This window comes from Empedobacter brevis NBRC 14943 = ATCC 43319 (assembly GCF_000382425.1).
Classification (GTDB): domain Bacteria; phylum Bacteroidota; class Bacteroidia; order Flavobacteriales; family Weeksellaceae; genus Empedobacter; species Empedobacter brevis.
This window is the reverse complement of record NZ_KB908296.1, coordinates 207758-232940: the sequence shown is the minus strand read 5'-3', so window position 1 is coordinate 232940 and position 25183 is coordinate 207758. Positions and strand designations below refer to the sequence as shown.

The 25183-nt window shown below is 32.6% G+C and carries 27 protein-coding genes and 3 tRNA genes; 18 read left to right on the top strand and 12 right to left on the bottom strand.

Features of this window, described 5'->3' with window-relative positions; translation table 11 throughout:
- Positions 1-40: 40 nt before the first annotated feature.
- Complete coding sequence (locus H277_RS0111090) at positions 41-877, bottom strand: universal stress protein (RefSeq protein WP_019975666.1); 837 nt, start codon at positions 875-877, stop codon at positions 41-43.
- Positions 878-982: 105 nt separating this feature from the next.
- Positions 983-1810, bottom strand: a complete 828-nt coding sequence (locus H277_RS0111085) for a universal stress protein (RefSeq protein WP_019975665.1) — start codon at positions 1808-1810, stop codon at positions 983-985.
- A 165-nt stretch (positions 1811-1975) separates the two neighbouring features.
- Here H277_RS0111085 and H277_RS0111080 point away from each other — a divergent pair, with 165 nt between their 5' ends.
- From H277_RS0111080 to H277_RS0111070, 3 genes are all read left to right on the top strand, one after another.
- Positions 1976-2485, top strand: a complete 510-nt coding sequence (locus tag H277_RS0111080) for an acyl-CoA thioesterase (RefSeq protein WP_019975664.1) — start codon at positions 1976-1978, stop codon at positions 2483-2485.
- A 4-nt stretch (positions 2486-2489) separates the two neighbouring features.
- Positions 2490-3548 (top strand): thiamine-phosphate kinase, encoded by a 1059-nt coding sequence (thiL, locus tag H277_RS0111075; protein WP_019975663.1) that lies wholly within the window; start codon positions 2490-2492, stop codon positions 3546-3548.
- A 105-nt stretch (positions 3549-3653) separates the two neighbouring features.
- On the top strand, positions 3654-4043 hold the full coding sequence (locus H277_RS0111070) for a hypothetical protein (RefSeq protein WP_019975662.1): 390 nt from the start codon (positions 3654-3656) through the stop codon (positions 4041-4043).
- Positions 4044-4110: 67 nt separating this feature from the next.
- On the opposite strand, the gene rpmA is transcribed toward H277_RS0111070, so the two are convergent.
- Positions 4111-4368 carry a 50S ribosomal protein L27 gene (gene rpmA, locus H277_RS0111065; protein ID WP_019975661.1) on the bottom strand — a complete coding sequence of 86 codons (258 nt, stop codon included), beginning with the start codon at positions 4366-4368 and terminating at the stop codon, positions 4111-4113.
- A gap of 43 nt (positions 4369-4411) precedes the next feature.
- The gene (rplU, locus tag H277_RS0111060; RefSeq protein ID WP_019975660.1) at positions 4412-4717 is read right to left on the bottom strand and encodes a 50S ribosomal protein L21; all 306 of its coding nucleotides are present in this window, start codon (positions 4715-4717) and stop codon (positions 4412-4414) included.
- A 177-nt stretch (positions 4718-4894) separates the two neighbouring features.
- Between rplU and H277_RS0111055 the strand changes: the two genes are divergently transcribed.
- From H277_RS0111055 to meaB, 5 genes are all read left to right on the top strand, one after another.
- Complete coding sequence (locus H277_RS0111055; RefSeq protein WP_019975659.1) at positions 4895-5134, top strand: FeoA family protein; 240 nt, start codon at positions 4895-4897, stop codon at positions 5132-5134.
- Entirely contained in the window at positions 5134-7233 is a 2100-nt protein-coding gene (gene feoB / locus H277_RS0111050; protein ID WP_019975658.1) for a ferrous iron transport protein B, read from the top strand. Before H277_RS0111055 ends, feoB begins: the two co-directional genes overlap by 1 nt.
- A gap of 4 nt (positions 7234-7237) precedes the next feature.
- Entirely contained in the window at positions 7238-7408 is a 171-nt protein-coding gene (locus tag H277_RS20200; protein ID WP_019975657.1) for a hypothetical protein, read from the top strand.
- 124 nt (positions 7409-7532) lie between these two features.
- Complete coding sequence (locus H277_RS18965) at positions 7533-8144, top strand: helix-turn-helix domain-containing protein (RefSeq protein WP_019975656.1); 612 nt, start codon at positions 7533-7535, stop codon at positions 8142-8144.
- 168 nt (positions 8145-8312) lie between these two features.
- A complete protein-coding gene (gene meaB, locus H277_RS0111035; protein WP_019975655.1) occupies positions 8313-9284 on the top strand; it encodes a methylmalonyl Co-A mutase-associated GTPase MeaB in 972 nt (323 codons plus the stop codon).
- 31 nt (positions 9285-9315) lie between these two features.
- Here meaB and H277_RS0111030 read toward each other — a convergent pair.
- The 4 genes from H277_RS0111030 to H277_RS0111015 form a co-directional block, all read right to left on the bottom strand.
- Positions 9316-9389 (bottom strand) — tRNA-Asn (locus H277_RS0111030).
- Positions 9390-9547: 158 nt separating this feature from the next.
- Positions 9548-10222, bottom strand: a complete 675-nt coding sequence (locus H277_RS0111025; protein WP_019975654.1) for a TIGR02117 family protein — start codon at positions 10220-10222, stop codon at positions 9548-9550.
- Positions 10223-10510: 288 nt separating this feature from the next.
- Entirely contained in the window at positions 10511-12082 is a 1572-nt protein-coding gene (locus H277_RS0111020; RefSeq protein WP_019975653.1) for an Rne/Rng family ribonuclease, read from the bottom strand.
- Positions 12083-12295: 213 nt separating this feature from the next.
- A complete protein-coding gene (locus tag H277_RS0111015) occupies positions 12296-12592 on the bottom strand; it encodes an HU family DNA-binding protein (RefSeq protein WP_019975652.1) in 297 nt (98 codons plus the stop codon).
- A gap of 104 nt (positions 12593-12696) precedes the next feature.
- On the opposite strand from H277_RS0111015, the gene mutY reads away from it, so the two are divergent.
- The 7 genes from mutY to H277_RS0110980 all read left to right on the top strand — a co-directional run bounded on the left by mutY (position 12697) and on the right by H277_RS0110980 (position 17484).
- Positions 12697-13716, top strand: a complete 1020-nt coding sequence (gene mutY / locus H277_RS0111010) for an A/G-specific adenine glycosylase (RefSeq protein ID WP_244874889.1) — start codon at positions 12697-12699, stop codon at positions 13714-13716.
- Between the two features lie 36 nt (positions 13717-13752).
- Complete coding sequence (locus tag H277_RS0111005) at positions 13753-14196, top strand: single-stranded DNA-binding protein (protein ID WP_019975650.1); 444 nt, start codon at positions 13753-13755, stop codon at positions 14194-14196.
- 16 nt (positions 14197-14212) lie between these two features.
- Positions 14213-14821 carry a gliding motility lipoprotein GldD gene (gldD, locus tag H277_RS0111000; RefSeq protein ID WP_019975649.1) on the top strand — a complete coding sequence of 203 codons (609 nt, stop codon included), beginning with the start codon at positions 14213-14215 and terminating at the stop codon, positions 14819-14821.
- Between the two features lie 73 nt (positions 14822-14894).
- Complete coding sequence (gene rseP, locus H277_RS0110995) at positions 14895-16205, top strand: RIP metalloprotease RseP (protein WP_033422669.1); 1311 nt, start codon at positions 14895-14897, stop codon at positions 16203-16205.
- A gap of 65 nt (positions 16206-16270) precedes the next feature.
- Positions 16271-16344, top strand: a tRNA-Asn gene (locus H277_RS0110990).
- A 58-nt stretch (positions 16345-16402) separates the two neighbouring features.
- Positions 16403-16476, top strand: a tRNA-Asn gene (locus H277_RS0110985).
- 537 nt (positions 16477-17013) lie between these two features.
- A complete protein-coding gene (locus H277_RS0110980; protein WP_019975647.1) occupies positions 17014-17484 on the top strand; it encodes an ecotin family protein in 471 nt (156 codons plus the stop codon).
- Positions 17485-17537: 53 nt separating this feature from the next.
- Here H277_RS0110980 and H277_RS0110975 read toward each other — a convergent pair whose 3' ends face one another.
- From H277_RS0110975 to era, 3 genes are all read right to left on the bottom strand, one after another.
- A complete protein-coding gene (locus tag H277_RS0110975) occupies positions 17538-18782 on the bottom strand; it encodes a DUF445 domain-containing protein (RefSeq protein WP_019975646.1) in 1245 nt (414 codons plus the stop codon).
- Positions 18783-18865: 83 nt separating this feature from the next.
- Entirely contained in the window at positions 18866-19654 is a 789-nt protein-coding gene (locus H277_RS0110970; protein ID WP_019975645.1) for a universal stress protein, read from the bottom strand.
- A gap of 108 nt (positions 19655-19762) precedes the next feature.
- Positions 19763-20650: a GTPase Era gene (gene era, locus H277_RS0110965; protein ID WP_019975644.1), complete on the bottom strand. Its 888-nt coding sequence runs from the start codon at positions 20648-20650 to the stop codon at positions 19763-19765.
- 221 nt (positions 20651-20871) lie between these two features.
- Here era and H277_RS0110960 point away from each other — a divergent pair, with 221 nt between their 5' ends.
- Positions 20872-21141 carry a hypothetical protein gene (locus tag H277_RS0110960; RefSeq protein ID WP_019975643.1) on the top strand — a complete coding sequence of 90 codons (270 nt, stop codon included), beginning with the start codon at positions 20872-20874 and terminating at the stop codon, positions 21139-21141.
- Positions 21142-21200: 59 nt separating this feature from the next.
- Here the strand turns inward: H277_RS0110960 and H277_RS0110955 are convergent, their stop codons facing one another.
- Positions 21201-22244 (bottom strand): hypothetical protein, encoded by a 1044-nt coding sequence (locus tag H277_RS0110955; RefSeq protein WP_019975642.1) that lies wholly within the window; start codon positions 22242-22244, stop codon positions 21201-21203.
- A 164-nt stretch (positions 22245-22408) separates the two neighbouring features.
- Between H277_RS0110955 and scpA the strand changes: the two genes are divergently transcribed.
- Both scpA and H277_RS0110945 read left to right on the top strand, forming a co-directional pair.
- Positions 22409-24541, top strand: a complete 2133-nt coding sequence (gene scpA / locus H277_RS0110950; protein ID WP_019975641.1) for a methylmalonyl-CoA mutase — start codon at positions 22409-22411, stop codon at positions 24539-24541.
- 76 nt (positions 24542-24617) lie between these two features.
- The gene (locus tag H277_RS0110945) at positions 24618-25127 is read left to right on the top strand and encodes a hypothetical protein (RefSeq protein ID WP_019975640.1); all 510 of its coding nucleotides are present in this window, start codon (positions 24618-24620) and stop codon (positions 25125-25127) included.
- Positions 25128-25183 lie beyond the last annotated feature (56 nt).

Sequence of the window (25183 nt, the reverse complement as noted above, 5' to 3'; positions counted from 1 at the left end):
GAAATTTTAATAAAAAAAGGAAATGTTTTCACATTCCCTTTTATACTTTTTGTTCATGAAAAACAAACAGAGGTGTAATATTTTTATTCGCGATTTTCTTTGTAAATCCCGGCGAAAATATTTTATCAAAAAAACCTTTGTTTCGACTCACCACAGTCAATAGATCAATTTGTTTTTCCTTGATAAAATCCAACACCGCATTTACAGGATCCGTATCATGATAAATCTCGAAAACAATTGGATCTCCGGCAAATTGATCTTGCCAATCTTTCAGTGCCTGTTCATCATATTTACCATCCTTAGAAACATGCATACAATGAATTTTAGCTTGGTGACGATTTGCAATCTCAATCAGATATTTTAAAGCATCTTTGTCTTTTTGATCAAAAACAGTTGTAAAGCCAATATTTTTAAATCCTTTGAAAGACATCGCTTTCGGAATACTTAAAATCGGAATCTTCATCGATGTAATTGCATTAATCGTATTCGATCCAAAAAGCATTTTTTCTATTCCAGAATTACCATCTGTTCCCATCACAACAAAGTCGACACTTTCTTCACCGATAATCTCTCTTAAGATGTAAAGAAAATTTCCTTCTTCTAAAATAAATTTAACCGGAATTTCATTCAATCCATTTTCATCCGCAATTTGTCTTAATTGTGGAATATTATCTTTAAAATTATCAAAGCTTCCTAATTCTACCGTCTCATAAACATTTTGAATTAAGCCGGCGCTTAAACTTCCTGTTATCATAGGTAATTCGTAAACGTGTAAAACATAAACCTGTGCATCTATACTTTTTGCAAGGTTTAAAGCATATAAAAATGCATTATTGGCAGTCTCAGAAAAATCTGTTGGGAACAATATTTTTTTCATTTTTTCGTGTTTTGTAGTCAAAAGTTACGAATAATTTTATTTCGACACGAAAAAAGCTCAATCTATTTACACAGATTGAGCTTTCTTTATTCACTATAAATTATATTATTCATGAAAAACAAATAGCGGCACTATATTTTGAGAAAGAATTTTCTTTGTAAAACTTGGAGAAAATAATTTTTCAAAGAAGCCTTTATTTCGGCTCACCACAGTTAACAAATCTATTTTCTCTTCTTTGATGAATTCTAAAACCGCATCAACTGACTCTTCTGTGGTATAAATAGAAAAATCCACTGGTTCATCTTTATAATATTCTTTCCAATGATTAAGTGTTGGAATGTCATAATTACCATCTTTCGATACATGCAGACAATGCACTTTCGCTTTGTACCTGTATGCGATTTCTGTTAAATAATCTAATGCTTTACGGTCTTTATCCTGAAAAATTGTTGTGAAACCAATGTTATTGATTCCTTTATATTTGTATCCGTTTGGCACACTTAAAACCGGAATTTTCAAATGTTTGATCGCATTCATGGTATTCGATCCAAAAATAACTTTATCAAAACCTGTATTACCTGTAGTCCCCATTACGACAAAATCCACTTTTTCTTCTTCTATAAAAGTTGGTAAAACAAACGAAAGCATTCCCTCTTTTATAAAAAATTTCAAATCAATAGATGAAAAACCATTGTCTTCTGCCATTTTTCGTAAGAACGGAATGTGATCTTTCAGATTTTCGAAATTATTCAATTCTATTGTATCATATACATTTTGTAAGATTGTCGCATCAACTCCTCCGCTCACCATTGGGTATTGAAATGCATGTAAAACATACAGTTCTGCATTTTGATTTTCTGCCAAATTTAAAGCATATAAAAACGCATTATTTGCAGTTTCTGAAAAGTCTGTCGGAAATAATATTTTTTTCATAATCTCACTGTTTAATAGCTCTTTAAATATACAAAATAATAAAGACTTAGCATTTAATTTGATGTTAAATATTATTGTTTTTTTCTATTTGATGTGATTAAAAATATTAATCATTTTCGTGTAAATTCTAATCCGTAACTTTGCAATTAAAATAATTTTCAATTCATGAATAATACATATTTTCAGAAAACCATTGTTCGCTGGTCTGATTTGGATGCGAATCGTCATTTAGCAAATGCTTCGTACATGAATTTTACAAGTTTTGCGCGAATTGCTTTTTTAAGAGATTATGGTGTTTCGATGAAAAATCTGGCTGAATACGGAATTGGTCCTGCGATTTTACATGAACAATTTTCTTTTTTCAAAGAAGCGATGGAAGGTGAAGAAATTTACATCTCTGTAGAAATTGGCGGAATGTCAGAAGATGGTATGATTTATCAGTTTATTCACAATTTATATAATCAAGATGGAACACATCTTTGTCATTCTGAATTGACAGGTGTTTGGTTTTCGATGACAAAACGTAAAATGCAGGCTCCTCCAATCGAAATGTTAGAAAATATACAAAAATCATTTGAAGGTAAAACCATTAAAACAATGTCAAAACAAGACATTATCAATTTACCTTTCCGCTCAGAAAATGTAGATCCATCACTTTTTCAATCCCTAAAATAAACAGATGTTAGAAGATAAAAATATTTCAAAAACTAGTTTGGCAGAAATCGGCGAATTCGGTTTAATTAATCAAATCAAAGAAGGTTTTCCCATCAAATTAGAAAGCTCTATCAAAGGAATTGGTGATGATGCGGCCGTTCTTGACTTCAAAAAAGATAAAATTGTCGTATCAACTGATATGTTGGTAGAAGGCGTTAATTTCAGTTGGTCGTATATGCCATTGCGTCATTTGGGATACAAAGCTGTTGTAACGGCTATCAGCGATATTTTAGCTATGAACGCAATTCCAAAACAATTGTTGGTTTCGATGGCAATTTCAAACCGTTTTACAATAGAAGCGGTGGACGAAATTTACAACGGAATGAAATATGCCTGCGACAAATACAACATCGATATTGTCGGAGGAGACACAACTTCATCTGTCAGCGGGCTTGTGTTAAGTATGACAGCAATTGGTTCGGCTCCTGAGAAAGATTTGGCTTATAGAAATGGCGCCAAAGAAAATGATCTGGTTGTTCTTTCAGGAGATTTAGGCGCTTCTTTTCTTGGTTTACAGGTTCTGGAACGCGAAGCACAAGTTTCTAAAGTGAATCCTAACAATCAACCGGATTTAGAACAATATTCTTATTTAGTCGAACGACAATTGAAACCGGAAGCAAGATTAGACATTGTCAACCTTTTAAAAGAACTGAAAGTAAAACCTACTTCTATGATTGATATTTCGGATGGATTATCTTCTGAAATTATTCATTTATCAAAAGAAAGTGGTATTGGATTTAATATTTATGAAGAAAAAATTCCATTGGATTCTATTGTCATTCGTACAGCTGAAGAGTTTAAAATCAATCCCATTACGTGTGCATTAAGCGGTGGAGAAGATTATGAATTGCTGTTTACCATTGACCAAAAAGATTTTGAAAAAATCAAAGGAAATCCACATTTAACGGTGATTGGCCATGTAACCGGGAAAAACGAAGAAAATTATTTGATTACACGCGGAAGTGAGCAAATGGTTCCGTTGACAGCGCAGGGATGGGGTATTGAAACGGAAGAAGAAGAATAATTTTTGAAATGAAGCTTCTCATCAAATATAAAATCAAAAGCATTCAAGAGATTGGATGCTTTTTTTGTTGAAATAAGTTGTAATTTTAAATTTAATAGAACTAAGATGAATACAGAAAAACTAACAGAATTAATAGGGGATTTAACAGTTTTTGATTTGAGTATCGATTTCAAAAACAAATCAATTACACTTCATCTTGGTTATCTGCCTTTTGAAAAAAATCCAACTAAGAAAATAACTTTTAATGATATTATTTGGCAAGATTTCTCTAGTTTTCATAAAGAAAACATTCAAAATACGATAGAATATACGAATGATTTCAATATTTTTCTTGAATATAAAAAAGATTATATTGAAAAGAATATAAAGTATTTACCAATTGATTTATTAGAAACTCTCAAAAATAATCAACATCATTATTACTACTCCCAACCAACTCTTGGGTTTGAATTTTTAATTATTACTCAGACAGAAATTAGTATTTCAGATTTATAAAACAAAAAAGCTCATCCAATGGATGAGCTTTTTTATATTGTTAGCGTTTTCGCTGTCGAATTATCAATTAAGATAATGGTTCAATTGAAACGTAAGATCTATCGTTACGTTTTTTAGTGAAAACTACTTTTCCGTCAACTAAAGCGAATAATGTGTGATCTTTACCGATTCCTACATTATCACCAGGATGATGTTGAGTACCTCTTTGACGAACAATAATGTTACCAGCGATTGCTGCTTGTCCACCAAAAATTTTAACACCTAAACGTTTCGAATGTGATTCACGACCATTTTTCGAACTTCCGACCCCTTTCTTATGTGCCATTTCGTTTTGTTTTTAAGAGTTAATAATTAATCTCAGCTCAATCTTAACCGATTGAAGCTACTTCAATTTTAGTGAATTGTTGACGATGACCGTTAGACTTTTGGTAACCTTTTCTTCTTTTCTTTTTGAAAACGATTACTTTGTCTCCTTTCACGTGTTCAACGATTTTAGCTACTACGGTAACTCCGTCTATAACTGGGGCGCCGACAGTGATTGCTCCGTTATCTGTTAATAAAACACGATCGAATTTTACTTCGTCTCCTGCTTCACCAGCTAAACGGTTTACAAACAATTGTTGGTCTTTTTCAACTTTGTATTGAAGCCCTGCTATCTCTACAATTGCGTACATAAATTAATGTTTATAAATGAAAATTGAGTGCAAAGATAACCAAAATTTTGAATTTAAACACTTGAATTGATTGAAATTTAATTAGAAAGATAAAAAAACTATGACATATCTTCTATTTGGATTAATTAAAAATAAGTATCTTTGCCTTTGAGATAATTCATAGATAGATTGGTAGAAATGATTGAAAATTATTCTTTAAAAGATTTAAAAATTGGCGAACAAGCAGTTGTAACAGGGTTTAGTACCGAAGATATTCCTGCTAAGTTTTATGAAATGGGTTTTATTCCCGGTACAAATTTACTTGTTAAAAATAAGGCTCCTTTTGGCGGTCCTATTTGCATCAGTATTGTATCAAACAAATCTGTTTTGGCACTAAGAAGAAATGAAGCTGATAAAATCTTGATAACAAAAAAATAATGAATCATTATAAAATTGCCTTAATTGGTAACCCAAATGTTGGAAAGACTTCGTTATTTAATAAACTTACAAATCTTCGCCAGAAAGTAGGTAACTACCCTGGTGTAACAGTTGAAAAACGAGAAGGGAATATTGAACGAAATGGAAATAAATTTTTCATTACAGATTTCCCCGGAACGTATACAATTTACCCTAGTTCGCTGGATGAGGAAATTGTTTTCAAGACGTTAGGAGACAAAACCAATGATCATTTCCCTGATTTGGCTGTTGTCATTGGAGAACCTTCTAATTTGAAGCGTTCAATTTTATTGTATCAACAAGTTCGTGATTTGGGTGTTCCTGCTATTTTCGTCATTAATATGAAAGACGAAATCAAAAGTAAGGGTCTGAATATCGACTTGAAAAAGTTAGAAGATTTTCTTCAAACAAAAATATATCTTACTAATGCTCGTACAAGCGAAGGTCTTGATGAATTGGTAGAAGCTTTCACGAAGAATGCTACACCATACTCTCATCGTTATGAAATCCCGAGAGAATATTCTTCTGTCGTACAGAAAGTAAAAGAAGAATTTCAACTAGAATCAGATTACCTGGCTTGGCAATATCTTTCTCAGAAAGAAATTTCATTCCAATCGAAAGAAAACCTGAGTAAATTAGATACGATAAAAAAAGAAGCGGATTTAGTCTCAAAACGATTACAGGTTAAAGAAGCATTGGATCGTAATAAAATTTTAGATGATAAATTAGAAGATATTATTTCCTACAATTTTGAAGGAAATGAAACTTTAACAGATAAAATTGACAAAACATTAATCCATCCGATTTTTGGATATATTATCTTTCTAGGAATTTTATTGTTAATCTTTCAGGCAGTTTATACATGGTCTGCTCCATTAATGACAATGGTTGAAGATTTATTTGGCTGGATTGATGAAAAGGCAATCAGCTTGCTTCCGGAAGGTCCTATCAGCGAAATTATAGGCGGTGCTATTATTCCCGGTATAGAAGGTATTGCTGTTTTCGTTCCTCAAATTGCCATTTTGTTTTTATTCATTTCGATCATGGAAGAAACTGGTTACATGAGTCGCGTTGTTTACCTAATGGACAGATGGTTAAAACCTTTTGGACTGAGTGGTAAGAGTGTTGTTCCTTTAATTTCCGGAGTTGCCTGTGCTGTTCCGGCAATCATGTCAGCACGTAACATTGAAAATGACAAAGAACGTTTGTTAACAATACTTGTTACACCATTTATGACGTGTTCTGCTCGTTTACCTATTTATATCGTTCTGATTGCTTTAGTCATTCCCGACGAAAAGATACTCGGTTTCAGTTATCAAGCTTTGGCCTTATTTGTGATGTATATCTTAGGTGTTATAGGAGCATTAGGAAGTGCCGTATTACTTAATTTGATTATCAAAGCAAAACATAAAAGTTACCTTATTCTAGAAATGCCGACATACAAACTTCCTGATTGGAAAAATGTCGTAATTAATGTTTGGGAAAAAACATTAGGCTTCTTAATTGATGCGGGTAAAATAATATTTGCAATTTCAATTATTCTTTGGGTTTTAGGAACATTTGGACCTGGAGAAAAATTCAAAAATGCAGAGGAAATTGTAACTGCTCATCATCCAAAAATGAATGAAGAAGATTTAGCTAATGAAGTTGCATCTTATAAATTAGAACATTCATATTTAGGAAGATTAGGAGCTGTTATAGAACCAATTGTAGAACCTTTAGGATATGATTGGAAGATGGGAATTGGTTTAATTTCATCATTTGCTGCACGTGAAGTTTTTGTCGGAACAATGTCAACTGTTTATAGCCTAGGCGAGGTTGATGTTGAAGACGATGGACAAAAAGATCGTTTACTTCATCGTATGCAAGCTGAAATTAATCAAAATACAGGACAGCCTGCGTATAATCTTGCAACCGGAGTTTCATTGTTATTATTTTATGCTTTCGCAATGCAGTGTATGAGTACAATTGCAATTGTAAAGCGTGAAACAAATTCTTGGAAATGGACATTGATTCAGACAGGGTTTATGACTGGCTTGGCATACATTGTTGCATTTATTGCTTATCATTTTTTAAAATAAAATTATGGATAATATATGGCTACAATATATTTTTATTGCATTCCTTTTCGGATTTGCAGTTTGGTATGTTGTAAAGTTAATACGAAATTCATTCAGCTCAAAAGGTGGTGGTTGCTCAAAAGGCTGCGGCTGCTCTCCGGACAAAGACGAATTTCAAAAAAAAGCTAACTCATAAGTTAGCTTTTTTTTATTTCAATATTTCAAAGTATTTTTACTTCATTAATGATGATTTAAAATCAACTATTTCACTGATTATTAATCAATTTAATTTTATTTATTCGGAATAAAAATTTTACATAATGGAAACTTGGATGATCATTTCGCTCATAATTTCAGCCCTAATTCTTTTAGGCCTAATCATTTACTTTGTCTCTAAAAATAAAAAGCAAGAAATGATTGAAGACCATTTCTTAGCTCCTGAAAAAGCTAAACCTATAATAGAAAACAAAGAAACGTTAGCTAAACCAGCAATACCCACTAAACCTATAAATGTTCATGAAGATATTCTTCAAGAAGAAAAAACTATCAGTAATCTTAACATTTCATCTAAAACCGAAAATGATTTGCTAAAAAAGTTAGAATTATTCGAGAAAAATAAAGGTTTCATCAAAAAAGATATTAACCTGGCAACATTGTCAAAACAGTTCGAAACAAACACAAAATATCTTTCTGAAATCATTAAAGTACATCGTCAAAAACAGTTCAACTCTTACCTGAATGAATTAAGAGTAAATTATATCGTGAACCGGTTAAAGAATGAATCCTCTTACATAAATACAAAAGTAAGTTATTTAGCTAGTGATTGCGGATTTACTTCCCACAGTACTTTTACAACAATTTTCACACAGATTATGGACGAATCACCTTCAGTTTTCATAAAAAGAATAAAAGAAGAGCAAAAAAAATCATAATTCTCATTCATTAAAGAATAACACTCACTATTACAATCAGATAAAAAACATCAAACATATTTTTATTAACAACAATAAAAGACGATCTATATAAAATAACTTCTATTTAAAATTTCATATTTTTTTATTCTTGATGAAGATTCTATCTTTAAAATAAGATTTAGTCTTATGCGAAAAATAGAACCTGAACTACTTGCTCAAAAAATAAAAGACGGCGATCGATTCGCTCTCTCACGAGCCATAACTCTTGCCGAAAGTAATCGATTGGATGACTTAAATTCAGCTCATCAGATTATCAGTCTATTACCAACTTCAAACACATCTAAAAGAATCGCAATCACCGGAATCCCAGGTGTTGGAAAAAGTACATTCATCGAATCTTTAGGAAAATACATTCTCCAACAAGGTGAAAAAGTTGCTATTCTGGCAATTGACCCCAGTAGCTCTCTATCAAAAGGCAGTATTTTAGGTGATAAAACACGTATGGAGGATTTATCTAGAGAAAATAATGCTTATATCCGTCCAAGTGCCTCTAATGGTTCTTTAGGAGGAATTACGTCCCGTACTTATGAAGCAATCTTACTGTGTGAGGCTGCCGGTTTCGAAAATATTTTAATTGAAACTGTGGGCGTAGGTCAGTCGGAAACTCTTGTAAATGAAATCTCAGACCTTTTCCTATTTCTTCAGCTTCCCGGTTCCGGAGACGATTTGCAAGGTATAAAAAGAGGGATTATGGAAATGGCAGATTTAATTTTTGTAAACAAATCAGATTCTTTCCAAGAAAAACTGGTAAAAGATGCAAAACTGGATATCGTTCGCTCTTTGCAATTTCTACCTACAAAATCATCGCAATGGAAAAGAAAGTCCATTGTTGGTTCTGGTTTAATCGGGAAAGGAATACCTGAATTATGGGAATTAGTAAGTGATTATTTTAAATTTATACATGAGAACGATTACTATCAATCAAATCGAGAAAACCAGCAACTGAAACAAGCCCAGCGGTATACCATAGATTTAGTTAATCAACATTATTTAAAAGCTCTAAAAGCTCAGCCAATCCAATCTGATAAAAGTATTTCAGCTTTTGAAATGGCCAAAAATTGGTTAAACTCTCATTCAGTAGAAATTAATACAAAATAAAAAAAGACAATCAATTTGATTGTCTTTTTTGCTCCTCCTCTTGGGCTCGAACCAAGGACCCTCTGATTAACAGTCAGATGCTCTAACCAACTGAGCTAAGGAGGAGTATCGTTATCGATATTGTGATGCAAATATAGAGCAAATTTTATTACTTCCAAATCCTAAAACTATTTTTTTTCGTTCTGAAAGTCGCTTAAACAAACAACTCTTTGAAAATGAATTAGAAATAATTCAAAAAAAATATAAAAATTTTTATTCACGTATTATTTGTAATGATAAAATATCCCTTGTTGCGTTGCTGTCCATAAAGGAGCCGTTTTATTTGCCACTTTTAAAGCATCTGCTGTCCAAGTATTACAAGTGAAAAATAAATTATAACTTCCTTTTGCTTCATAAAAAGAATCATTATCGCCATAAACAGCATCTGTTTTGATTAATTCCACTTTTTTATTTTGATTCAAGTCAAAAGAATCTTTAATGTAACCGACCAACTTTTCATATTCTTCTAGGCTCATCTCAATACGTTTACACCCCTCTCCCTCTGTCATCTTATCATAAAATGTTGTATGCATAGCCGAATCTCCTAGCCAAAAAGCAGCCTTAAAAGCAGTAGAAAATTTTAAATCTTTCCATTCTGGTGTATCCAAATAAAATCCTTTATCTCCCCAACCAAAAGCTATGTATGCGTATTCTTTCTTTGATTTTGTATCTGAAAAAGGAACAAATGCAGACCAATCGATCAGTTCTGATTTTACAGGAACAACAATATCTGTATGCATTCCGTTCGTTAAAATATAAACTGTTATTTCATGATTGGCATTGTGCTTTTCTTTGTTCACAGTAATTAATGGCAATAAAACGACCGCCAGCAAATAGATGACAACTAACAAGAGCAATACACCTAAACATTTTAACACAATTCGAAAAAGTTTTTTCATACAATTTGGTTGAAGAGCTAAAATAAAGAAAATCACTAGAATCAATGACCATAGTAAACAGATTTTTCACGAAATTTTAAGTCGTTGTTACACAGTCTTAATATTTACTATTCTTATTTTCAAAATTTCATGTAAATTAAAATACGGAATCAGAAATTGTATTTCACTTGAAAATTGAAGTAAGGATCAAAGGATTGTATCATTTCACAATAAATTACTACTTTATAAAAAAGAAGAAACTCTCTAATGACAGAAATTAAAAAAACCTGCTCAATTGAGCAGGTTTTTTTAATTTGATTCGTTGTAAAGTGTATTATGATCTTTATCCAAGAAGTTAAATTGTAAGTATTTGTACGCATCTCTTGGTACAATCTTAATCCACTTTTTATGCTTAAAAAACCATTTCATCTGAATGCTTGGCAATCCATGTTGCAAATAAGCTGCTACGAAAGGATGTACATGCAATGACATTTTTCGTAAATCCTTATCTTTTCTATCAAGGATATTCAAGAGCACTTGTTCAATTTTATCAATTGTAACGATAGGAGCTTCTATTTCATTCGATTCTTGGTTCGGATTTTCTTCAGTTGTAATAAAATTCACCTCTGGGCGAACTCGCTGTCTTGTAATCTGAATCAATCCAAATTTACTTGGTGGCAAAATCTTATGTTTTGCTTTGTCTTTCGACATTTCGGCTCTCAGATGTTCAAACAATTCTTTTTTATGTTCTGCATCTGTCATGTCAATAAAATCGACCACAACAATTCCTCCCATATCACGTAAACGTAACTGACGTGCAATTTCAGAAGCAGCAATTTTGTTAACCGCAAAAGCCGAATCTTCCTGATTTTTAGAGTTTCGAGAAATATTTCCCGAATTCACATCAATTACATGTAACGCTTCTGTATGCTCAATCACAAGGTAAGCCCCTTTAGATTGTGGAATAGTTACCGTTTTACCAAAAGCTTGTTTAATTTGTCTTTCAACATTAAACTTTTCGAAAATTGGAACAAATGGATCTTCATATTCTTTCACCAAATTTACTTTATCCGGTGCAATGACTTCCAAATATTCACGCATTTCGTCTGCTAATTCAGCATCATCTACAGAAATTTTAACAAAATCATCATTAAAATTATCTCTCAAGATAGAAGAAGCTCTGTCCATTTCACTAAGAATTTTAGATGGAGCTTTCTTTTTCTGAAGATTTTTAAAAACTTGAGTCCATTTGTTCAACAAATATGTCAAATCCGCTTGCAATTCTTCAGCATTTTTATCTTCAGCGACTGTTCGGATGATAACTCCAAAGCCTTCTGGTGTTAATCCTTCCAAAATTTTGATTAAACGATCGCGTTCAGGTTTTTGTTTGATTTTTTGTGAAATCGAAACACGCTCCGAAAAAGGAACTAAAACCAAATATCGACCGGCAATTGAGATTTCAGAAGTAATTCTTGGTCCTTTCGTATGAATTGGTTCTTTTGTAATTTGAACCAAAACGGAATCACCGGGAGCAAAGATTTCAGTAATCTGACCATCTTTATCAATTGGTTTTTCCATACGGAAGTTCTTCAATTTTTCGGTTTTGTACGTTCCATTTGCTACAATTTTGTTGTAAACATTTGATGAACGTACTTGTGGACCTAAGTCATGATAATGTAAAAACGCATCTTTTGAATAACCTATATCAACAAAGGTTGCATTTAAACTAGGAGCTAATTTTTTGATTTTACCCAAGTAAATGTCGCCAACTGCAAAGCCATCATTTGCAGTATCTTGATGAAATTCCATCAGGCGACCTTCATCTAAAACTGCGATGCGTACTTGATCAGCTAAGGCTGAAATCACTAATTCTTTACTCATCAAAAAATTATGTTTTTAAAAATGATAAAAGCACTTTCCAAAATTTCCATTGAAAAGTGCTATCTTGTAAAAAGACTAAAATTATTAATAGTGTGCTATTAATTATTTTTTCTTTTTGTGTCTGTTAAGACGACGACGTTTTTTACGTTTATGCGTCGCTACCTTATGTCTTTTACGTTTTTTTCCGCTTGGCATGATACAATTATTTTATTGTTATTTGATTACGTTTGCTTCGCTAGTCTTTACATCTTCGATGAAAGTTTTAGCTGGTTTGAATGTAGGAACGTTGTGAGCTGGAATGATAATAGAAGTCCCTTTTGTAATATTTCTACCAGTTTTTTCAGCTCTAGTTTTAATAGTAAAAGATCCAAATCCTCTTAAGTATACATTTTCTCCTTCTACTAATGATTTAATCACCTCCTCCATAAACGATTCTACCACTCTTTGAGTATCGCTCTTTTCAAGTCCTAATTTACCTGAAATGTTATTTACTATTTCTGCCTTTGTCATAATTCCTCTTATTATTCTTAAATTTGAAAGCGGGTGCAAATATAACGATTGTATCTCAACAAAAAAACATTTTACTAGTTTTTATGAACTTCAACTATCTGATTTTGTCATATTTTGACAAAAATAAACGAGATTTACCTTGGCGTCATACAAAAGACCCATTTCGCATTTGGTTGTCGGAAATAATTCTCCAACAAACAAGGGTTGACCAAGGTATGAAATTTTACAATAATTTTACACAAGAATTTGAGACTATTTTCGATTTGGCAAATGCTGATGAACAAAAGGTCTTAAAACTCTGGCAAGGATTAGGTTATTATTCTCGTGCCAGAAATTTGCATTTTACTGCCAAGATGATTGCACAAAAATTGAATGGTGAGTTTCCTTCAAATTTTCAGGACCTGAAAAAACTTAAAGGAGTTGGGGATTATACTGCAGCTGCAATTGCCTCTATTGTTTACGATGAAGCTGTACCGGCTGTTGATGGGAATATGTTTCGTGTTTTTGCACGTTATTTTAATATTGATGATGACATAAGTTCGCCAAAAACGAAGAAAATATTTTGGGATTTAGGGTTAGAAGTAATAGATAAAAACCGACCGGGTGATTTTAATCAGGCAGTAATGGATTTGGGCGCTACTATTTGTACTCCAAAGCAACCTAAATGTGACCATTGTCCACTAAATGAATCTTGTGAAGCTTTGCGTTTGAACAACGTAAACGAACTTCCTGTCAAACTCAAAAAGACAAAAGTTTCCAACCGTTTTTTACATTTTATCATTATCGAGAATGACACTAAAATTGCTTTGTCTAAACGAACCGGAAACGATGTTTGGAAAAATTTGTATACTTTTCCAAAAATAGAAACCGAGACAGATTTATTAGATAAGGGTTGGGTTCTGGAGAACGGACTATTAAATCGACTTTCTTTTCTTGATGAGGAGAAACACATTTTATCGCATCAAAATTTATTTATAAAATATTGGAAATTAAATGTATCTTTAAAAGAAATAACAATATTGAGAACAGAAAATGATTTTGAAATGATTTCTTTACATGATTTCGAGCATTATCCGTTTCCAAAACCAATAGAAAAATTTATAACTAAACATTATTTGGATTAACTTTGTATATTACAAGCCACTAAAACCTATTACACTATGAACGGGACAACAAATAAAGTACTTTTAATCGGGAATTTAGGCGATGATGTAAAATTGCATCATTTTGATGAACAAAACTGTATCGGACGATTTCCTATCGCAACAACAGAATCTTACATTTCAAGAACAGGAGAGCGAATCACAGAAACAGAATGGCACAATATTGTGACACGCAATAAACTGGCAGAGTTATGTGATCGTTATCTGAAAAAAGGAGATAAAGTTTTTGTTGAAGGACGTATCAAAACGCGCAAATGGGATGACAATGGACAAACTCGTTACACAACGGAGATTGTTGCAAATTCAATTGAGTTTTTAACTCCAAAGATTGACAACGAACAGCGACAAACTATGCAAAATGAACAGAATAAAAGTCAACCAAACACACCAATTGTTGAACCTCCGTTTATTGATGAAGGGGAAGATGATTTGCCTTTTTAGAAATTAAAAAATTTAAATGAATTTTAAAAAACTTAACGTTTTACATCATACAATGAATTTTAAAACTATAATAGCATTAGGTAGTAGTGCTATTTTTTTTATGTCGTGCAATAAAGGCGAGGATATTGCTAAACCTTTGGGACAGGTCCGCCTCGAATATCCGCAACAAACATATTTGTCATTCTCCGAAAATGTCCCTTATACATTTCAGTACTCAACTTTTGGAAAAGTAATTCCCGGAAAGAAATCAAATTCGTTCAATATTGTTTACCCAAAAATGAAAGCGACAATTTACCTGACCTATTTTCCGGTAAAATCTCCACAAGATTTAATCATTCAGATTAAAGAAAGTGAAAGCTTTGTACAAGAACAGACGGTTAAAGCAAGTTTTATTTCTCCGCAAGAATTTACTTTTCCTCAAAAAAAAGTATTTGGTACCTTATATGAATTAGGTGGAGAATCTGCCATTAATATTCAATTCCATGCAACAGACAGTACAGCGAATTTTTTAGCAGGTTCAGTGTATTTTAAAACCCAACCAAAGCCCGATTCTTTAGCACCTGCAGTTGATTACATTAAAAAAGATGTAAAAAAATTGTTAGAAACCTTAGAATGGAAAAAATAAACCTTGTCGGTAAATAAAAACAATTAATTTTGTAGTCATTTAAAAATTAGAACATAATCAAATTTAAAATAATATGTTAATACAGATAGCTACTTTAATGCTTAGTTTGATGCTATTGGTAATGTTGCACGAACTTGGACATTATGTAACAGCGCGATGGTTTGGCGTTCGTGTCGAACGTTTCTTTTGTTTTTTCGATGTGAAATTTGCCATTTGGAAAAAGAAAATTGGTGATACTGTTTATGGTATCGGTTGGTTACCACTTGGAGGTTATGTAAAACTTTCCGGTATGATTGACGAAAGTATGGATTTGGAACAGATGAAACAAGAACCAAAACCATGGGAATTTCGTGTAAAACCAGCATGGCAAAGATTAATCATTATGTTAGGTGGTATTATTGTAAACATCATCTTAGCCATGATTATTTATGCCATTCTTTTTATTTCTCAAGGGAAAAGCTTTGTTGATGTAAGTAAAATGCAATACGGAATTGAAACAAATTCAACTCAAACTAAATTTGGCTTGCAACATGGTGATATTCCTGTTGGGGTAAATGGTGTTAAATACCAATCGTTACAAGAAATTGGAAAAGAAGCTTTATTAGGCGGAGAAACTTTAGATGTAAAACGCCAAGGGAAAGAAGTTTCTTTACCTATTACAGAAGATTTTAGAACTGAAATATTAAATGCAAAAGGAACATTCTTTAAACCACAGATAATTCCGGTTGTTGACTCTGTACTTGATAACAGTGCAGCACAAAAAGCAGGTTTATTAAAAGATGATAAAGTTATTGCTGTCGATGGATTTACAACACCTTTATACACTGATTTAAAAAATAAATTGAATGAATACAAAGGGAAAACAACTTCTTTAAGTATTGAAAGAAAAGGTGAACCTGTAGAATTGATGGTAAATGTAGGAAAAGATGGAACAATTGGTTTTTCAGTTTCTAATTCATATACAGAGTCTTTAATTTCTCGTGAAGACTACACAATTGGAGAAGGTATTGCTATGGGAATCACAGAACCTTTTAAAGCAATTGCAACACAAGTCCGTGGAATTGGAACATTATTTCAAGTAAAAGATGGACGTAAACAAGTAGCAGGTCCTATTGGAATGGTAAAACAAATGCCAACAGAATGGAACTGGTTATTCTTTTGGTCATTTACAGCAATGATTTCTGCTTGGTTAGCATTTATTAACTTGTTACCAATTCCTGGTTTAGATGGTGGACATGCTGTTTTTGCCATCTATGAAATGATCACAGGAAAAAAACCAAGTGAAAAAGTTTTAGAGAAAGCGCAAATGGTTGGTGTCGTAATTATCTTAGGCTTAATGGTCTTCATCTTCGGAAACGATATTGTAAATATGATTTTTAAATAAAAATTAAAATATTTTTTGTGGGTGTAAAAAATACTATTATATTTGCACCCACAATTAAGCAACATTCCTCCTTAGCTCAGTTGGTTAGAGCATCTGACTGTTAATCAGAGGGTCCTTGGTTCGAGCCCAAGAGGAGGAGCTTTTTTAGTGAAACGTCAAACAAAGACTTAAAAATAATATTTTAAAATATCGGATTTTCCTCCTTAGCTCAGTTGGTTAGAGCATCTGACTGTTAATCAGAGGGTCCTTGGTTCGAGCCCAAGAGGAGGAGCAAAAAAGACAATCAATTGATTGTCTTTTTTTATTCTTACAACTACCGATTGACTATTATTCGGATTATATCCAAAATATAATCATCTACTTCAACTATACTATATTTTTCCAAGAATAGTATAGTCCGACACAGAATTAAAACATGCACTGTAATTATGCTTTACAATAGATTTTGTACATCACAGTCTATACTCACTACTTATCGTATTGAAAATGTTTGATAATAATTCACAGATTTACAAATAATGAATAATAATAGGTTTAAATCGTTCGAAGAAAAAGATATGAAAAAATTTCAGTTCAAAAAACAAAATACTCATAGCACGAATTGAAAAAGAAGTTGAAACTGAAAAACAGATGAGCTACTACCTTATCTTCAATACTTTAATTAATCAGGTACAAAGATTGTAAAACATCTTAAAAAGAAGGACTCTTTCTTTCTGCTAAGGTTTTAGAAATATTTAACATTTCTCCACGCAACCATTCCTTCATGTAGAGCATCTTACTAGTAAGAAAATAAACAAATCAATTTAGTATGAAACTGACAAAAGTATTTAGCGTTTTAGCCTTATTTATTGCAATGGTATCATTTGCTCAGAAAAACAGTAAAACAGATTATTCAATGTATCCGAAAGCAAAAAAGGGATATGAGCAGAAAATTATTACGCTTGAAACATTGCCTAATGAAGACAATTATAAAGTAGAAATTTTTGCAGGTAAAAAAACCATGGTCGATTCATGTAATAATTTCTTTTTAACCGGAGGTTTTGAACAAAAAACAGTAGATGGTTGGGGATATGATTATTATGATTTTGAATCGAACGGTAACGTTGGAGGAACGTTGATGGGATGTTTTGATAATAAGTCTGTCGAAAAAATTGTTCATGCACAATCATTGCAAACTCGTTACAACAGTAAATTACCAATCATCGTTTACCTTCCTAAAGGATATACTTTGGAGTATAGAATCTGGAAAGCTGACGAAAAACTAAATTTAGTAAAATAATTTTTTAGACAATTATATGGAAAAGCTCGAGATGATCTCGAGCTTTTTTTATTCTAATGAAAAACCAATTGGGTAATGGTATAAATGACCAACCCCACAAGTCCTCCTACTAACGTTCCGTTAATGCGAATAAACTGTAAATCTTTTCCTACTTCTAACTCTAGTTTTTCACTCAACTCTTTCCCTTCCCATTTATCCACAGTAGAGCTAATTAAACCTTCTACTTCCTTCACATTTCTTAAAATCATTCGGTAAAGAAAATGACGTACCCAACCATTTATTTTAGCAATCATTTCCTGATTTTCATTTAAATTTTCAGTTAATTTTTTGATATTCTTCCTGATATACAATTGCATCGCAGAATTTTCATCATCAAAACTTTCTGTAAGGTTCAGCTTTATAGCTTGCCACAAATCTGCTGCATAATCATTCATGCGTTCTTTTGTGATAAAGTCATCCCGAAGAGACTCTAACCTCAATTTCCATTCAGGAGATTCTTTTATATTCTGAATATTTTCTATGATAATTCTTTCAATAGAATGACGAATAGGGTGTTCTTTATCTTCTTCTACCTCATCCAAGAAACTCACCACACCTTCCACTACTCCTTTTGAAATTCTTTTACCTGCGAAAAATGAAATCACCGGGTGTTTTTCATTCAATTTATCCTTTATGATTAAATCACTTTCAAGTATATATTCTTTTGCCTTCGGAATAATGGCTTCTAAAATATCATCGTGTTTTTCCTTTTCTAAAATATATTCTAAACTTGATGAAACCAATTCCGGAAGATTAAACTGCTTTAGAATTTCATCTCCTTTCAAGGTAATGAATCTCACCACATCCTCATCATCTAAATCTCTGACAATCTTTTTGGAAAAGTTGATTAATTCTTCTTGCAGCATCTCTTGATTAGTTGAGCTGTTCAACCAATCCGCAGCATATTTTACAACTTCCAATTTTTCAATATACGGACGTATTGTTGCCGGTGTCAGAAAATTACCTGTTACAAACTGTCCTAAATTATCTCCAATTGCATTTTTACTATTTTCAATAAGATTTGTATGCGGAATTTTAAGACCAAGCGGATACTTGAATAAAGCTGTAACGGCAAACCAATCGGCAAGCGCTCCTACCATCGCAGCTTCTGCAAAAGCTTCCACATAACCAATCCATTTCGCTGATGAATGCTGACTTAAATAAACCATCAAAAAATAGATGAAAGCCATTAAAATGAATAACCCCGTTGCAATTGCTTTGTGCTTTTTGAGATTTTGTATTTTCTGAAGTTCCGTCATAAAAATATTTTAAAAAATGGCGCAAGAATTTAGCCAATCAAAAAAAGCGGAGACTTCTCCGCTAAATGCTTTATACTTTTTAGCTATTTGCTTTCCTGAAACACCAACAAAGCAACATTAGCACTCGATAATAAACGTTGGCTGTGGTTGATTGTAAACAATCTTTCAAAAGAAGATAATTCACGGTGAACGACTCCTAAAACATCAATATTATTCTTTGCACAATAATTAATTAATCCTCCTTCTACATCTTTATTCGGTTCTATCGTAATCAACGCTTCAGGGTAATCAGATTCCCATTCTTTTTTCACACTTAACATTTCGGGCGTAATCGACTTATCGTCTACATGGACAATGTTCAACAATTTATCGTATCGTTTTGTGATTTGCGCCATTTGCGTCAGAGCTTTTGTTTCTTTTTGATTGAATAATGTCGCATATGCAAAATTTCTTTCTTCTTTAAACTTTACCTTATTTGGAACTACTAACACAGGAACAGGCGAATTGTTGATGACATTGACCGTATTTGAGCCAAAAAACTTTTTTCCTAAACTTGTTTGTCCGTTTGTTCCCATCACTACATATTGTATGTCCTCTTTGTTGATAATATCCAATAACATTAACAATAAGTCTCCAACAACCAATGAACTGTCTATTTTTACATGTTCCAGGTTATTCTCTTGTGCTATATTTTTCAGTTGATTGATGTAATTTTCGAAATTAGCTTCAGTTACATCAAGATAATTTTTAAGATTAGATTGTACCGAAACTAATTTGATCCCAGTCTTGAGTACTTTTGCAAGATTTAACGCATATAAAAAAGCATTGTTTGCCGTTTCCGAAAAGTCTGTTGGAAATAATATTTTAGCCATAATTTAATTCGTTAATACATTTTTCTGTTCTATAAATCTACGATTAAAAAATGTCTATCCATAAAAAAAGCCTTGATTTCTCAAGACTTAAGTATTTTTTATTCGTTCTTAATAACCAAAACGACGAAGGTCATTTTCTTTACTTCTCCAATCTTTGCGTACTTTCACAAAAAGCTTCAAGAAAACTTTTTTATCAAAGAATTTTTCCAATTCTTCTCTCGCTTCTTTTCCTACTTTCGATAAAGATTCGCCTTTATGTCCAATGATAATTCCTTTCTGAGAATCGCGTTCTACATAGATTTCAGCATCAATCGAAATTAAATTTAAATCTTCCTTAAAACGTTCTGTCACCACCTCTACAGAATAGGGAATTTCTTTTTGATAATTCAATAAAATCTTTTCACGAATTACTTCATTTACAATAAATCGCTCTGAACGGTCTGTTAACTGATCTTCCGGATAATACTGGGGACCTTCCGGAAGAATTGCTTTTATTTTATTAATCAATAAATCTAAATTCACATTTTCTTTTGCAGAAATTGGAAGAATTTCAGCCTTCGGTAATAATTCATGCCAATATTCTACTGCTTCATTCAAACGTTCTGGTGTCACGGTATCAATCTTATTTAATAATAAAATAATTGGTGTAGACGTTTTTTGCAGACGCTCAAAAACGTCTTCATTTTTCAGACGCTTCTCTCCAATCTCTACCACATAAAGAATAACATCGGCATCTACCAATGATTCTTTTACAGCATCCATCATTTTTGATTGTAATTCATACGCCGGATCTAAAACTCCGGGAGTATCTGAAAATACAATTTGATAATCCTCTCCTGTCAAAATACCTTTGATACGATGACGTGTTGTTTGTGCCTTATGTGTAGCAATCACAAGACGTTCTTTCATCAATACATTCATCAAGGTAGATTTTCCAACATTTGGATTCCCTATGATATTTACAAAACCGGATTTAAATTTCTTTTCGTCTGACATTCTGCAAATTTAGTGATTTCTTTAGTAATATTTCAGATTTATATTTTGAAGAAAAGTATAAATTCTAATCAAATTTTAATGTAATAAATTGATTTTGGTCTGTATTTTGAATAATTCTAATTAAGTTCAAAAAAATATGACGAAAGTTATGGTTTATTGAAAAATATGATTAATTTCATACTCGTGTTACGGAAAAATTAAATTAACCAAAATTTAAAAAAATGATGAAAGCAGAACTTATAGAGAAAGAAGAAGTAAGAAACTATAAATTTTTAGACGCGCCAAAAGACGAAGTTACGGTAGAAGTAAATAAATTATATGGGGCTGTTAGACTAGGAAACGAATTCAAATCAAAAGCGTATATTACATTCCAAACGGATCAAGGTCCTAAAAAAATAGAGACAACGGTTTGGTCTGTCACAGATAAGTTTTTACAAATAAAGAATGGAGTGTTAATTCCATTAAAATCTTTAATTGATATTCAATACTAGTGTTGTGTATTACTTAAAATAAAAAGACGGTTACTACGGGTAGTAACCGTCTTTTTATTTTAAGTATTTTCATTCGTTTCATTTAATAACCGGATCAATTCTGCTCGTATTGCAGCTTTGTCGTTACTTTTCGGAAAATCTCCGATGAAAAATGTTTGCTGCGGAATCTCGTCCGGTTGTAATTCTCTTTTCGGAATATCTACATGCTCTGCAAAACGACTCTCAATTACCAAAGAAATGACATCTTCATTGCTTCCTTTTTTGGGGAAAGCAATCACAATAAAGTTATACTCAATATATGGTTTTAATTTTTCTTCAATCAATTCCAAATTTACCACCTGTCTTCCGTTCAGCTTGCATTCGTTTCCGGAGATCCATCTAAATTTTCGTTGATCATCAGAAATAACTGCTTGTCTATACAGATTAAGTGTTTCTGTTTCATATGGAGAATTCAAGACTAAATTACCTTTTTCATCTTCTGATATTTCAACCTTATCTAAAACAGTATATTCATTTTCATCTATTTTTTTTACAGCAACCGGAAATCCATTTGCTGTAAATACTTGATAAAAATTCGTTTTAGTTTGCTCTTTTAATTTCTGAATTAATCCGGAAGATAAAGTATCACTTTCTATCGCTACCTTTTCTATCCTAGCCAAATCTGAAAAAGAATTTTCCAATTGGTCTTTTGTTAAATAGGCATAATTTAATGCATAACCTATCTCATCTTGACCATCTCCTGTTAATGGAATTTTAACTTTATCCGCATCTTCGTGACAATATAAATCCAATCCTCCTTCTATCGCTTGAACCAACGAAATTTCTCCCTCGTTTTCTAAGACTGATGAATTTAAGAGAGCAGAATCACCTCTTTTCAATCCTAAAAATTTGTTCAGTGATTGAAAACTTGCATTGACAAACTGGTGGCTAAAATTGGAAACATAAATATTATCTTCCCGCAAATAATGAAAATTAACAATCTCTTCTTTTTGATCCATTCTTTCCATCAGCTCAAAAATATGATCTTGCCATTCGAAGGTATTTTTATCCTTAAATTCACCTAGAATTTCAGGAATATTTTTGTTACTAAACTCTAATTTCATAATAACTATTTTTTGTGCGTTTTTAATTTATTGATAATCAATAATTCTACCAAAAACAATAATTCATCTCTATTTTGAATGTTTGTTGATAAAAAAGTTGAAAAAGAGTTTTCAAAAAAAAGCTATTTTATAAAATCTAATCGATAATTATTTATCTTAGCAAGATGAATCACAGAACAGATTTTTCGAATTTAAGATTTAAACGAAATCTAAATTCTAATCCATCACAAATAGAGTCATTTGAATTAGATAGTTTACAAGTTAAAAGTGATTACAATTACGATGATGTAAAAGATCTGAAACAAATTAATTTTCTTCCGGGAGTTGCTCCATATTTACGAGGACCATACACGACAATGTACGTACGTCAACCATGGACAATTCGTCAATATGCCGGTTTTTCTACTGCAGAAGAATCGAATGCTTTCTATAAAAGAAATTTAGCCGCCGGGCAGAAAGGTCTTTCTGTCGCATTTGATTTGGCAACTCACCGTGGTTATGATTCAGACCACGAACGCGTTGTTGGAGACGTGGGAAAAGCAGGTGTTGCTATTGATTCTGTCGAAGATATGAAAATTTTGTTCAATGAAATTCCGTTGGATAAAATTTCCGTTTCCATGACAATGAACGGAGCTGTTCTTCCTATTTTAGCATTCTACATTGTTGCTGCAGAAGAGCAAGGAGTTTCGCAAGAACAACTTTCAGGAACCATTCAGAATGATATTTTGAAAGAGTTCATGGTGCGTAACACCTATATTTATCCACCAACTCCTTCTATGAAAATCATTGCAGATATTTTCGAATACACCTCTAAATATATTCCTCGTTTTAATTCCATTTCAATTTCAGGCTATCATATGCAAGAAGCCGGAGCGACACCTGTTCTGGAAATGGCTTATACCTTGGCTGATGGTTATGAGTATGTAAAAACCGGGCTGGAAGCCGGACTGAAAGTAGATGATTTTGCACCTCGATTATCATTTTTCTGGGCAATCGGAATGAATTTCCCTCAGGAAATTGCAAAAATGAGAGCAGCCCGTATGTTATGGGCAAAATTAATGCAGGAATTTGAGCCTCAAAATAAAAAATCGTTGATGTTACGAACGCACTGTCAAACTTCAGGCTGGAGTTTAACAGAGCAGGAACCTTATAACAATATTGGCCGCACAGCGATTGAAGCATTAGCTGCTGCTTTAGGCGGAACACAATCTCTACACACGAATGCATTGGATGAAGCCATTGCTTTGCCTACAGACTTCTCTGCTCGTATTGCACGTAATACTCAAATCATTTTGCAAGAAGAGACACAAATTTGTAGAACTGCAGATCCTTTTGGAGGAAGTTTTATGATTGAATCTTTGACGAATGAAATGGCGAATCAAGCTTGGGAGTACATTCAGGAAGTTCGCGAACTAGGAGGAATGACACAAGCAATAGAAGCAGGAATTCCGAAAATGCGGATTGAAGAAGCGGCCGCTAAGAAACAAGCGAAAATTGATTCGGGAGAAGTAGCTATTGTAGGAGTAAATGCTTATCGTTCAAAATTAGAACAACAAGAATTTGATATTTTAGAGGTTGACAATACTGCTGTGCGTCAAAAACAAATTGATCGCTTAAATCAAATCAAATCAGAACGTAACAGTGATGCTGTTCAAGAGATATTGGAACAATTAACAAAATCTGCTGAAACCGGAGAGGGTAATTTATTAGCCTTGTCTATTGAAGCAGCCCGACGTCGTGTAACATTAGGCGAGATTTCTGATGCATTAGAAACTGTTTTTGGTCGCCATAAAGCAATTACAAGAGGAATTCAAGGAGTTTATGCTATGGAAGCCGGTAAGATGAATAAATTTGAAGAAGCTCGTAATTTAGCAGACGAGTTTGCAGAAGAAGACGGACGCCGTCCACGTATTATGGTTGCAAAAATGGGACAAGATGGTCACGATCGCGGAGCTAAAGTTGTGGCAACTTCATTTGCGGATATGGGATTTGATGTGGATATTTCTCCATTGTTCCAAACACCTGCTGAAGTTGCAAAACAAGCCGTAGAGAATGATGTTCACATTTTAGGAATTTCTTCATTAGCTGCGGGACATAAAACACTGGTTCCGGAAGTTGTGAAACAGCTAAAGGAACTTGGTAGAGATGATGTTTACATTGTTGTTGGAGGAGTTATTCCTCGTCAAGATTATGATTATCTTTACCAAAACGGTGCAGATGCAATTTTTGGACCAGGAACTAATCTGGCTGAATGTGCTTGCGAAATTTTAGAGAATTTATTGAAATCTTATAAATAAATCTATTTTAGTACGAGTATTCCTGTCTATTGACAGGAATATTTTTATATTTATACCACACAAACCTTAAAGCGAAATGAATAAAACTCTTCGAAACATTATCTTAATCATCTGTACAATTTTTATTATATGGTTTATTGGGTACTTTCTGATTGGAGACTTTATCAGTTTAGAATTCGCTAATCAGCAGTTTTCCAAATTATTCCCTAAAATATTAACTTTTGTAGCAGCAGTTAGTATTTACATTATTTTTCTTGTCTCAATAAAAAAGAAAGAGGGATGGAGTTTTATGAATATCATGAAATTTGTTTTTGGAATTATCATTGGTTTAATACCGCTCTTAACCTTCGAATATTTCAGTATCGGAAGTTGTACAGATTGGAAAATAGATAAAAAGATAAAAAAAACACTGTACCAATCCAATTCATCAAATGCTGAAACTATTGTATTGCTTGAAACATATTGCCCGGAATCTAACCTGAAAACAACCCAAGTAAAACGTGTTGTAAAAATCACACCGCTTTTTATTACGACATCAGATATTGATATTTCAAAGATTTCGGATAAAAGCTGGAAAAAACTTTAATCAACATTAAACTTTGCTCAAAATTTGATGTCTAACAGGTGAAGAAATCAATTCAT

Bases quoted from the DNA above. Each gene is read 5' to 3' on its own strand.
- H277_RS0111080 (WP_019975664.1), top strand. From the start codon at position 1,976: ATGAATAATACATATTTTCAGAAAACCATTGTTCGCTGGTCTGATTTG.
- rplU (WP_019975660.1), bottom strand. From the start codon at position 4,717: ATGTACGCAATTGTAGAGATAGCAGGGCTTCAATACAAAGTTGAAAAA.
- H277_RS0111020 (WP_019975653.1), bottom strand. From the start codon at position 12,082: ATGAGTAAAGAATTAGTGATTTCAGCCTTAGCTGATCAAGTACGCATC.
- thiL (WP_019975663.1), top strand. From the start codon at position 2,490: ATGTTAGAAGATAAAAATATTTCAAAAACTAGTTTGGCAGAAATCGGC.
- H277_RS0111070 (WP_019975662.1), top strand. From the start codon at position 3,654: ATGAATACAGAAAAACTAACAGAATTAATAGGGGATTTAACAGTTTTT.
- meaB (WP_019975655.1), top strand. From the start codon at position 8,313: ATGCGAAAAATAGAACCTGAACTACTTGCTCAAAAAATAAAAGACGGC.
- H277_RS0110960 (WP_019975643.1), top strand. From the start codon at position 20,872: ATGATGAAAGCAGAACTTATAGAGAAAGAAGAAGTAAGAAACTATAAA.
- feoB (WP_019975658.1), top strand. From the start codon at position 5,134: ATGAATCATTATAAAATTGCCTTAATTGGTAACCCAAATGTTGGAAAG.
- H277_RS0110945 (WP_019975640.1), top strand. From the start codon at position 24,618: ATGAATAAAACTCTTCGAAACATTATCTTAATCATCTGTACAATTTTT.
- H277_RS20200 (WP_019975657.1), top strand. From the start codon at position 7,238: ATGGATAATATATGGCTACAATATATTTTTATTGCATTCCTTTTCGGA.
- H277_RS0110955 (WP_019975642.1), bottom strand. From the start codon at position 22,244: ATGAAATTAGAGTTTAGTAACAAAAATATTCCTGAAATTCTAGGTGAA.
- H277_RS0110970 (WP_019975645.1), bottom strand. From the start codon at position 19,654: ATGGCTAAAATATTATTTCCAACAGACTTTTCGGAAACGGCAAACAAT.
- rpmA (WP_019975661.1), bottom strand. From the start codon at position 4,368: ATGGCACATAAGAAAGGGGTCGGAAGTTCGAAAAATGGTCGTGAATCA.
- H277_RS0111015 (WP_019975652.1), bottom strand. From the start codon at position 12,592: ATGACAAAGGCAGAAATAGTAAATAACATTTCAGGTAAATTAGGACTT.
- H277_RS0111025 (WP_019975654.1), bottom strand. From the start codon at position 10,222: ATGAAAAAACTTTTTCGAATTGTGTTAAAATGTTTAGGTGTATTGCTC.
- H277_RS0111085 (WP_019975665.1), bottom strand. From the start codon at position 1,810: ATGAAAAAAATATTATTTCCGACAGACTTTTCAGAAACTGCAAATAAT.
- H277_RS0110980 (WP_019975647.1), top strand. From the start codon at position 17,014: ATGAAACTGACAAAAGTATTTAGCGTTTTAGCCTTATTTATTGCAATG.
- H277_RS0111090 (WP_019975666.1), bottom strand. From the start codon at position 877: ATGAAAAAAATATTGTTCCCAACAGATTTTTCTGAGACTGCCAATAAT.
- scpA (WP_019975641.1), top strand. From the start codon at position 22,409: ATGAATCACAGAACAGATTTTTCGAATTTAAGATTTAAACGAAATCTA.
- gldD (WP_019975649.1), top strand. From the start codon at position 14,213: ATGAATTTTAAAAAACTTAACGTTTTACATCATACAATGAATTTTAAA.
- H277_RS0111005 (WP_019975650.1), top strand. From the start codon at position 13,753: ATGAACGGGACAACAAATAAAGTACTTTTAATCGGGAATTTAGGCGAT.
- rseP (WP_033422669.1), top strand. From the start codon at position 14,895: ATGTTAATACAGATAGCTACTTTAATGCTTAGTTTGATGCTATTGGTA.
- H277_RS18965 (WP_019975656.1), top strand. From the start codon at position 7,533: ATGGAAACTTGGATGATCATTTCGCTCATAATTTCAGCCCTAATTCTT.
- H277_RS0111055 (WP_019975659.1), top strand. From the start codon at position 4,895: ATGATTGAAAATTATTCTTTAAAAGATTTAAAAATTGGCGAACAAGCA.
- era (WP_019975644.1), bottom strand. From the start codon at position 20,650: ATGTCAGACGAAAAGAAATTTAAATCCGGTTTTGTAAATATCATAGGG.
- H277_RS0110975 (WP_019975646.1), bottom strand. From the start codon at position 18,782: ATGACGGAACTTCAGAAAATACAAAATCTCAAAAAGCACAAAGCAATT.